The organism is Bartonella sp. AA81SXKL (assembly GCF_042196945.1).
Classification (GTDB): Bacteria; Pseudomonadota; Alphaproteobacteria; order Rhizobiales; family Rhizobiaceae; genus Bartonella.
Genome location: NZ_JBHIRH010000026.1, coordinates 1 through 9,545, shown reverse-complemented (window position 1 = coordinate 9,545; position 9,545 = coordinate 1). Strand labels below are relative to the sequence as shown.

Genomic DNA, 9,545 nt, shown 5'->3' with positions numbered 1-9,545 from the left:
AGTATACGGATGAGAAAGTTTCTCATATTGTAAAAGATGGAGTTAATGAGGCTAATTCGTATACGGATATGAAGTTTTCGACATTAAATTATGCTGTTGAGGATGTTCGAAAAGAGGCAAGACAAGCAGCAGCTGTTGGTTTAGCGGTAGCTGGTTTACGCTATAGTGATATTCCTGGAAAATTAACAATCGCATTTGGGAGTGGTTTATGGCGTAGTCAATCTGCTTTTGCTGTTGGTGCAGGTTATACTTCAGAGAACGGTGATATTGGTTCCAACTTGTCAATTACCACTTCTGGAGGTCACTGGGGTATAAGTGCAGGGGTTAATGTGATACTCAATTAATAAACGACTAAATCCATAAAATTGATTTGCCCTTTTCTTAAATAAGAAAAAGGCAAATTTTTTATCTTTTTCCAGAGCTCTCTAAAGCTATTCTAAATGTATAAAACTCCCGTAATTATATAAAATCCGAATATAAAAAGCCTCTGACAACTTTGTTGAGAATAAAAGACCTTAGTGGTAAAGATTCAAAAAATTGATTGCTATTATTTTGATTTGTTAAAATGCTTCACGCAATGTCAATACGAATATACCCTTTATTAAAAGGAGACAGTTTTAGCTTTTATTTTCGTATAGTTTTAAACGTATGCTTTATAATGCAACGATCTACAGATATGCAACGTACTCCAAACACAAGTATTGCTTTAGGGTAGTGGAGCGCAAACGGAAAAAGAATGGAGCGTTTCTGTAGGTAATATGGCTTACGCTTTAGAGAAAAGCAGTATCGCAATAGGTAGTGAATATAATAAGAAGAGCGAATACGGGGAAAATGATTATACTCTTTCGAAGAGTGATTATTCAACAGTAGTGGGAGCTGTTTCTAAAGTTTTAGAATATGGTTCGATTTCACTTGGTTACTCCGTGCATATACATTTGCTCAAGAAGCTATTTCTATGGGCTTCTATTCAAAAGCAAATGGGGTTGGAAGTATCGCTTTAGGTTTTTATTCTAAAGTGACGGTTGATGGGGGGCTATTGGGAACAACTCTGTGTCCGGTAGGGCTGATGGCGTTTTTGGGTATACGTCTCTTCTGCAAGGACCGGCTAAAAACCCTGAATCTCAATGGAAAAGTATGAAAGTTGCAGTAAGTATTGGTGTTCCTAGTAAGAATATAATGCAACAAATTATAGGCGTAGCAGCTGGTAGCAAACCTACCGATGCAGTGAACCTTAGACAGTTACAGGATTTAGAAGAAGTTGTAAGAAAAAAGGGTGGAAATTGTCTATTGCTGGTGAGGAAGTTAAAGATATGGGTGCTAGATAGTACAATAAATTTTTCATCTGGAGTAAGTAACTTCAGGGTTAAAAGAGATAAGAACGATGAAAATAAGCTCATATTGAGTTTGGCTAATGATATAGCATTGAAAAGCATAACATTAGGAGAAAAAACAAAAGTAGATGCAACAGGCTTAGTAATTACTGATGTCCCACAAATAACCACCGGTAGTATTAATGCGGCAAGTAAAAAAGTAACAAATGTTGCAGAAGGAACTAGCAATACTGATGCAGTGAATTTTTCACAACTGAAGGGAATAAAAGAACAAGTAGCAGTGAGTATTTTTGTAAAATAGGATACAGCAACGAGACACATTACCATTAGTAAGGATATAGATGGGGCATTTTAGTAAAAAGCTTTCATAAATCCTCTAATGAAATAAAAAAATCTTATTCACGAAAAATAAACTGATGCCTAAGCGGATAATCAATAGGTACAAAAATTATATTTCTTTCAAAGAGATCAAAGCTAAAAACGACATGCAACCTTTGATAGAAAAACGAAATCTATTCTAATATTAAGTATTTTTTTACCTTCCTCAAATTGACTTTCACAAACCTGCCTCTAATTACACCTCTAAAGGCGTTGCAGAAACGACAGCTTACGTCTTAATTTTATTTATGTCCTAAAAACACACGTTGTAAGAGCGCGGACATGCAAGGGAAATAAGAAAGCTTTAGGGCTCTAGATCATACCTTTTTTGTGTTTTTAATCTATTATTATGAAGGGGGTATTATGAAAAAATTATACACTACACAAAATCTGCGTGATTTGAGTTTTTTCGCTCACATCGTCGATCATCATTGTTTAAAGTAGCGTCGTTAGGAACTGCGGTTGCCTTATTTTTATCGAATGATGCTCCTGTTTTTTCAGCAAATCTCGATTTAACAAAAGCATCTCTCGAAAATGTGAAGAATGCTGCCGTAGTTTATCCGCAAAGCATCATCTCTGCGTATGATGATTATAACAGTGGTATGGATGGTTATAATTCTGTAATAAATGTTTTAACAGCTGACGGAAAATTTGCATGGGAAGATGCGCAAAACATCTTCACAGCGAATGGCACGCTCGTTTCTGATTCAAAAAGGGATAAGAGGGCTAAAAAAGCTGTTGTTTTAGATCCAGAGAAATATACGGCAAAAGAGAAAAGTTTTACTATAAACTCTATGGCTCGCGCTTCAGGGCTAGACGGTATTGCGATAGGTTCCGTATATGATAATCAAGATAGCATTGGGGAATATACATTCGCGAATGATTACTCCTCAAAGGTGAGGGTTGATGGTAATGGAGCTATTGTTATAGATAAGAATGCTGAAACGCGTGCGGCTGAAACGCGGGCGTATGGCAATGTTGTTCTTGGGGACGGTTCTTCGACTACATCGCTTGCTGGCGCTAGCGGTTACAGTCCTATCGAGCTAAGCAAAAAAAATAAAAACAGTGAGGTATGGAAAAGTACTGCGCATGCAGCAACTATTGGTGATTATAAAAATAAGGTAACACGCCAGCTTGAAGGAGTGGCTGCTGGTAGTTATTCTATCGATGCCGTTAATGTTGCACAGCTAAAAGCGTTAAAAACTTACGTAGACCAAGGTTGGCAGCTATCTATTGGGGGTAAAAATGCCACAACGATTGGTATAACGAGCACGGTAGATTTGTCGGCTGCAAGTGATAACCTTAAGATTACAAAAGGTGCGGAAGACAATAATGTAAAATTTGATCTAGCTAACAATATTACAGTGGAACGAGTTACCGCTGGGAGAAGCTCTATAAGTGATGATGGCATTATATTTGCTGATGGGGCTAGAATAACTGTGGATGGTATTGATGCTGGCAATAAGCAGATTACAGGAGTGGCAGCTGGGGAAGAACCTTATGATGCAGTGAATTTTGCGCAGCTACAAGAGATAAAAAATCAAATAGCAGCAAATAGTCTTGTTAAGCAAGATGGTGGAGAAGAAGGTCGTATCACCATTGGTATAGAAACAGGTGGTTCTGAAATCAATGTTGCAAACAAATCGGGTGAAGATAGGATAATTTCCGGTGTGAAGGCTGCTGTAAACAATAACGACGCTGTTAATAAACAACAGCTCGATGGTCAGATTGCAGATGTTGTTGACACTATAAAAAGCAATAGCCTTGTTAAGCGAGAAGAAGAGACAAATCGTATCATCATCGGTAAGGAAATAGAAGGCACAGAGATTAATATTGCAAACAAATCAGGTGATGCTCGTGCAATTTCCGGTGTGAAAGAAGCAGTTAAGGATGATGAAGCCGTTAATAAAAAACAACTTGATGGTGAAATTGCAGATATCACGGACAGTATTAAGGTCATTAAAGAAGCAAATAACTTTGCGGTTCTTTATGATAAAAATGCAGATGGCACCATTAATTATAATAGCGTGACTTTGGGTGGTGATAAGACTACGGCACCAGTTTCTCTCCATAATGTACAAGCTGGTACAATTGCAAAAGAGTCGAATGATGCAATTAATGGTAGCCAGATTGAAAAAATATCTGGAGATATAGCAGGTATTTCTGGTGGTGATGCGGACTTTCACGACGGTATCTTGTTTGGTCCGCACTATCATTTATCGCACATTTCTGAAGATGGTGCAGCAGTAACTAAGGACCATAATAATGTTGGTACAGCTTTGACAGGGCTTGATGAGAATATAAACAATGTGAATGGTCGCTTAACACATGTAGCTGATGAGTTCACTCAGAAAATTGAGGGTGTTTCTAAAGATTCTCTATTGTGGAGTAATGATGAGCAGGCATTTTTGGCACAGTATGGAGAAAACAAAGAAAACAACAAAATTAAATTTCTTGCTAATGGAGATATTGCTGAAGATTCAACCGATGCAGTAAATGGTTCGCAGCTCTTTGCTACTAATCAGAATGTTACCACTGTTACGAATGATCTAGCAAAAATTTCTCAAAATACATCTAAATATTTTGGTGGTGGTGCAGATATATCTAACGGTAAGGCTCCCACTTACACTATTCAGGGTAAGCCACATAATGATTTTGAATCTACTTTTAATGCTGTTGATACTTCTATCACGAATATCCAAAATCAAATCACTAATGCAGCAAAGAATAGCCTTGTTAAGCAGGAAGGAGATGCAGGTACTATTACCATTGGTGTGACAACAGGGGGTACAGAAATTAATGTTGCAAACAAATCTGGTGAAGCTCGTACAATTTCTGGTGTAAAAGCTGCAGAGCGAAATGATGAAGCTGTTAACAAAGCTCAGCTTGATAAAAGTATAGAGAAGATTTCTAATGATATTAATCTTACAAGTGCTGCTGCAGTTCTTTATGATAAAGAAAACGATACCGTTAATTATAATAGCATAACTTTGGGTGGTGATAAGACTACAGCACCAGTTTCCCTCCATAATGTTAAAGATGGGAAAATTGCTGAAGATTCGCATGATGCGATCAATGGTAGGCAGATTGAAAAAATATCTGGAGATGTAGCAAACATTTTGGGTGGGAATGCGGAATTTAGCGACGGTATTTTGTTCGGTCCACTCTATCATTTATCGCGCATTTCTGAAGATGGCGTAGCAGTATCTAAAGACCATAATAATGTTGGTGACGCTTTGACAGGGCTTGATGACAATATCAACAATGTGAATAGCCGCTTAACACATGTAGCCAATGAATTTACTCAGAAAGTTGAGGGTGTTTCTAAAGATTCTCTATTGTGGAGTAATGATGAGCAAGCATTTGTGGCACAGCATGGAGAGGAAAAAAACAATAGCAAAATTAAGTTTCTTGCCAATGGAGACATTTCTGAAGATTCAACCGATGCAGTGAATGGTTCGCAGCTCTTTGCTACTAATCAGAATGTTAACACTGTTACGAATGATCTAGAAAAAATTTCTCAAAATACATCACAATATTTTGGTGGTGGTGCAGATATATCTAACGGTAAGGCTCCCACTTACACTATTCAGGGTAAGCTACATAATGATTTTGAATCTACTTTTAATGCTGTTGATACTTCTATCACGAATATCCAAAATCAAATCACTAATGCAGCAAAAAATAGCCTTGTTAAGCAGGAGGAAAATGAAGGTACTATCACCATAGGTAAGGCAACAGGAGGTTCTATAATTAATATTGCAAATAATGCAGGCAACGATAGGACAATTTCTGGTGTGAAGGCAGCTGTGAATGGTAATGAAGCTGTTAACAAAGCCCAGCTTGATAAAAGTATAGAGAAGATTTCTAATGATATTAATCTTACAAGTGCTGCTGCAGTTCTTTATGATAAAGAAAACGGTACCGTTAATTATGGTAGCGTAACTTTAGGTGGGATGGATAACCAAGTCCCTGTTGCTCTCCATAATGTTAAAGATGGCATAATTGCGCAAGGATCGCATGATGCAATCAATGGGAACCAAATTAATAAAATATCTGGAGATATAGCAAATTATTTTGGTGGTGGTGCCTCGTTCGAAAATGGTGCCTTTAAAGGACCAAACTATAGTTTATCTGTTATTGTTGAAGATGGTCAGGTGGCAAAAGCCAATTATCATGACGTTGGCTCAGCTTTGAGTGGTCTTGATGCGAATGTGAAGAGTGTGAATACGCATCTGACGAATGTGGTAAAAGATGTCAATGAAAAAATCACGAATATTACACAAGAAGTCAAAGGGGACGCTTTGTTGTGGAGCGGTGATGAGCAGGCATTTGTAGCACAGCATGGAGAGGGAAGAACCAATAGCAAAATTAAGTTTCTTGCCAATGGAGATATTTCTGCTAACTCAACAGATGCTATAAATGGTTCGCAGCTTTATTTGATGAGCAACCAATTGGCTGCGTATTTTGGTGGTGGCGCTGGTTATAATAATGGAAAATGGACCGCTCCTACTTTCAAGATAACACATTTCAAGGCTAACGGGAGTTCTGCTGAAAAGAAGGATTATCATGACGTTGCCAGTGCTTTTGACGGCGTAAGTGAGAGTATGTCTAAGATAAACGACCGCATTCAAAATGTTGAAAACAATGTCTCGTCCAATGGTTTAAATTGGAATGAGCAGAAAAAAGCTTATGACGCTAGCCATGATGGTCAACCAAGTAAGATTATCAATGTAGCAGATGGTAAAATTGCAGAAGGTTCAAAAGATGCAGTCAATGGTGGACAGCTTTGGGAGACCAACGAACGTATCACTGGCGTTGAAAAAGATATTAAACATATTGAAAACAGAGTCGACAATATTTCCACTACGGTTACGAATATTGGTGAAACAGTTTTCAATATTGAAGACAGAGTTGATAATATTGAGAATACGGTTAATAATCTTTCTGATGGTGCAGTTAACTATGATAAAGATGTTGATGGTAAAAAGACCAATAAGATCACTCTAAAAGGTGGGAATGAAAGTGAACCTGTTATGATTGATAATGTTGCGGATGGTCGTATTGAACAAGGTTCGAAAGAAGCTGTTAATGGTGGTCAACTACATGATTACACTGAGCAGCAGATGAAGGTCGTTCTTGATCAATCAAAGCATTACACAGATCAACGGGTGAATAATATCGTTATCGATGCTATTGATGATGCCGTTGATCGGGCTCACCAATATACAGATATGAAGTTTAATATTTTAAGTTATGACATTAAGAGTGTACGCAAAGAAGCAAGACAAGCAGCTGCTGTTGGTCTAGCAGTGTCCAATCTACGTTACTTCGACGAACCAGGATCTTTGAGTGTCTCATTTGGTAGCGGCACATGGCGTGGACAATCGGCATTTGCTCTTGGAGCTGGTTATACATCTGAAAATGGAAAAATCCGCTCTAATCTCTCTGCCACGAGTGCTGGTGGTCATTGGGGAATAGGTGGTGCAATCACTCTGAAAATAAAATAATACGAACAATAAAAACCGAACAAAACATTCACCCTTATTTATTGAAATGAGGGTGAATATTTTTTTACAGACGCACAGTATTTATCTAGAGATAAGCATAATATTTGATGACGATATAAACTTTGAGGTTTTATAGAAGCCCCTTATATGCTTTTATTGCAAAAAGATCACAGTAGAATCCATATTGCTAAAAAGTTATATTTTTATGTTGCTATTTTCTTGAACAGTCTATAGTCATGCAGGAATGTATATTAATAAGACTCATTTTGATAAAATAACTTTCAAAGGGGGGATAAGTAGTGCGTAAAGATAAAAGATACATCAAAGGATCACGCATATATCATTACATGATATTTTAAGAAGAGAAGTCCTAACTAAAAAAGCAATTATCCAAAGCAAGTTAGATATCGGACATACTACAATCTCTTTTTATTTTACTTGTTATTAATAAAAAAATGCTTTCTAATAAAACTAAAGTCTATAATTAAGAAAACACATACTAAAACCTTTTTTAAAGCATTTTATAGTAACGACTACCAAGTAAAAAGTAATATTAAATATGGAAGACCTCTTTTTTAGTTAGTAAAAAACAGCACACTAAAACCCTTAGATTCTAAATGTATTATTTCTATGTCCACAAAACATAAACCAAAAACAAACATTTAAATCTCAATACAGAAAGCACAAACAAAACAAAAGACTCAAAATGTTCACATCCTAAGCAACGATCCTCTATTATGAATTCCAGGGGGATTAATAATGCTAAAATGTGTCTTTTTTATGTTTTGGAGGTGTTTTTAAGTTTTTTCATTGGAGAATTTGTTATGAAAAAATTATATGCCACATTAGCACACGATGATGCAAATGGGACTCATTTTCCTTATCCCTTGTCTTTGGTGAGGGTGCTTTTGTTGGTTGCAATAGTTGCGTTTTTATCGAATGTTTCTCCTAGTTTTTCGGCAAATGTCGATTTAAGCAAAATGTTCCTTGAAGGTGTCGATAGTGCTGTTGTAGGAACTCCACAAAATGTTATCTCTGCTTATAATAGCGATAACAGTGAATTAGATGCTTCTAGTGCATCAAAGGAAAATTATATAACAGCGTTGAGTGTTGCGACGACACCTAAGGGGGATGCTACCAGTGACTATGCAAATTTTCTCATCAATACTCTTTCTGGTAATAGTGATAAGAATTCCACAATAAAGACTGATAATAGTTCTGTAATAAATACTTTGACACCAAGACAACTTATTCCTGTTAGTGAAATGCAGAGAGGTGGTGGCAAAGGTGTTCAGTTGGGTGAGGCGGCGAGTGCGCCCTCTGTGTCGTCTATTGCGATAGGCAATGAGCAAAAATGTGATAAAGGCAAAAACTGTTATTACGTCGCTGCACGTGCGTCAGCTGAAAGAACAATAGCTATCGGTTTATCATCTGAAGCTAAGAATTATCAGGGAATTGCTATTGGTGTTACTGCAAAAGCACTCGCTGACAGTGCTGTTGCTATAGGTCCCTTTGCAAAGGTTACAGCAACAAATAGTATAGCTATAGGTAATCAAGCAAATTCAACGGGGGATAGAGGTATTGCTTTAGGCTATAAGGCGCTGTCCTCAAAAGAGGATAGTATTGCTATAGGTTACACAGCTCAGGCCTTGGGTGCAAGTAGTGTCGCAATAGGTTCTGAGTTTAATGAGCAGGCAGGGGGGGGAAAGGATGATCATACAACAGCAAAAGAAAATTATACCACAGCTGTGGGTGCTGTTTCTAAGGCTTTGGCGTATGCTTCGACTGCCATAGGTCATCGTTCAAAGTCAACTGCAAAGTATTCTACCGCTTTAGGTTTTTATGCAGAAGCAAGCGCAGAAGGGAGTGTAGCTTTAGGGGATGATTCTGTTGCTAATAGGGCTGCTGGTGTTTCAGGATATACTTCTATACTGCAGGGACCTGCAACGAATGAGGTATCTTATTGGAAATCTACGTCAGGTGCTGTTAGTGTTGGTGATGTTGATGGTGGCAAAACACGACAAATTACAGGTGTAGCGGCTGGTAGTGAAGATGCAGATGCAGTGAATGTTATACAATTAAAAGACTTAGAAAGGGTCGTAAGACAAAATGGTTGGAAACTGTCTGTTGACGGTAAAAATGCTAAAACAGTCATTATGGATAGTGGAGTAGATTTTTCTACTGGCAGTACCAATCTTAACATTACAAAAGGTGATAAGGATAATAATGTAAAATTTGATTTAGCTCAAGATGTTACATTAACGAGCTTAAAGGCAGGCACAACTGCCCTAGATGCAACAGGCTTAGTGATTTCTGGAGGCCCCAA

General features: G+C 37.5%; 4 protein-coding genes and 1 pseudogene. All 5 read left to right on the top strand.

The genetic code is table 11. From position 1 onward, the window contains the following. On the top strand, positions 1-344 hold a 344-nt coding region (locus ACFINZ_RS08505), incomplete at its 5' end, for a YadA-like family protein (protein WP_375635017.1). 414 nt (positions 345-758) lie between these two features. Beyond that, positions 759-1,001 (top strand): hypothetical protein, encoded by a 243-nt coding sequence (locus ACFINZ_RS08500; RefSeq protein WP_375633132.1) that lies wholly within the window; start codon positions 759-761, stop codon positions 999-1,001. A gap of 133 nt (positions 1,002-1,134) precedes the next feature. Continuing rightward, positions 1,135-1,632, top strand: coding sequence for a hypothetical protein (locus ACFINZ_RS08495; RefSeq protein ID WP_375635019.1), 498 nt, complete (start codon positions 1,135-1,137; stop codon positions 1,630-1,632). Positions 1,633-2,140: 508 nt separating this feature from the next. Beyond that, positions 2,141-7,219, top strand: coding sequence for a Vomp family autotransporter (locus ACFINZ_RS08490; RefSeq protein WP_375701323.1), 5,079 nt, complete (start codon positions 2,141-2,143; stop codon positions 7,217-7,219). A gap of 824 nt (positions 7,220-8,043) precedes the next feature. Continuing rightward, positions 8,044-9,545: pseudogene (locus tag ACFINZ_RS08485) on the top strand (hypothetical protein); the annotation flags it as partial.

What these genes read in the sequence shown, in the direction of transcription:
- ACFINZ_RS08500 (WP_375633132.1), top strand. Translation starts at nt 759, where the DNA reads ATGGCTTACGCTTTAGAGAAAAGCAGTATCGCAATAGGTAGTGAATAT.
- ACFINZ_RS08495 (WP_375635019.1), top strand. Translation starts at nt 1,135, where the DNA reads ATGAAAGTTGCAGTAAGTATTGGTGTTCCTAGTAAGAATATAATGCAA.